This window comes from Nonomuraea recticatena (genome assembly GCF_039533245.1).
Lineage (GTDB): Bacteria > Actinomycetota > Actinomycetes > Streptosporangiales > Streptosporangiaceae > Nonomuraea > Nonomuraea roseola.
The window spans coordinates 1-1,092 of the sequence record NZ_BAAATE010000117.1 but is presented as its reverse complement, the minus strand read 5'-3'; the positions used below and the strand labels follow the sequence as shown (position 1 = coordinate 1,092).

Sequence of the window (1,092 nt, the reverse complement as noted above, 5' to 3'; positions counted from 1 at the left end):
CTAGTGCGGTGACCACATAGGTTCACCGGCTCGAGGAACAGCGCTGTTCTGCTTGCGCTGGCCGTACTGGTTGCCCTCCACTGTCGTATCGACACCGAAGCGATCAATGGAGGAGGAGCACGATGGCCGAGCCTGTGCGGGCGCGGCGGTTGTCCGACCATGAAGGGCAAACGCTGCAGCGGCTGGTCCGGCGCGGTAAGCACAACTCGATCCGGGTACGGCGGGCGTTGATCGTCATGGCGTCGGCCAGCGGGACACCGGTGGCGGCGATCGCTCAGCTGGTCGCGGCTGATGAGGACACCGTGCGTGATGTCATCCACGCCTTCAACGAGCGGGGCCTGTCCGCGCTGGACCCTAACTGGGCGGGATGCCGTCCCCGCCGCATCACCAGCGATGACGAGGACTTCATCGCCCGGACGGCCACCACCCGGCCCGAGAAGCTGGGTCGTCCCTTCACCCGGTGGAGCATCCGCAAACTCCTTGCCTATCTGGCCGACAACCCGACCCATGTCGTGGTGATCGGCCGGGAGCGGCTGCGGCAGTACTTACGCGAGCACAAGATCTCCTTCCAGCGCACCCGGACCTGGAAGGAGTCCACCGACCCCCATCGTGAGGCCAAGCTGGACCGGATCGAGGAGGTCACCACCCGCTTTCCGAACCGGTGTTTCGCCTTCGATCAGTTCGGGCCGCTGTCGATACGGCCGCAGCCCGGCTCGGGCTGGGCGCGCGAGGGCAGACCCGAACGCTGGCCGGCCACCTACCGGCGTGACCAGGGTGTGCGCTACTTTCACGGCTGCTACAGCCTGGGCGATGACCAGCTGTGGGGCATCGTCCGCGAGCGCAAGAGCGGCTCCAACACGCTGGCCGCGCTCAAGAGCATCCGCAAGGCCCGCCCCGACGGCGCGCCGATCTACGTCATCTGCGACAACCTGTCGGCCAACACCACCCCGGCCATTCGCGCGTGGGCCGCCAGGAACAAGGTCGAGCTGTGTCTGACGCCGACCTACGCCTCCTGGGCCAACCCGATCGAAGCGCAGTTCGGGCCTCTGCGCACGTTCGTGATCAGCAACTCTCACCATCCCAACCACACCG

The 1,092-nt window shown here is 66.8% G+C and carries 1 protein-coding gene; it reads left to right on the top strand.

Features of this window, described 5'->3' with window-relative positions:
• Positions 1 to 122 precede the first annotated feature (122 nt).
• On the top strand, positions 123 to 1,092 hold a 970-nt coding region (locus ABFX50_RS50615; RefSeq protein WP_346158456.1), incomplete at its 3' end, for an IS630 family transposase.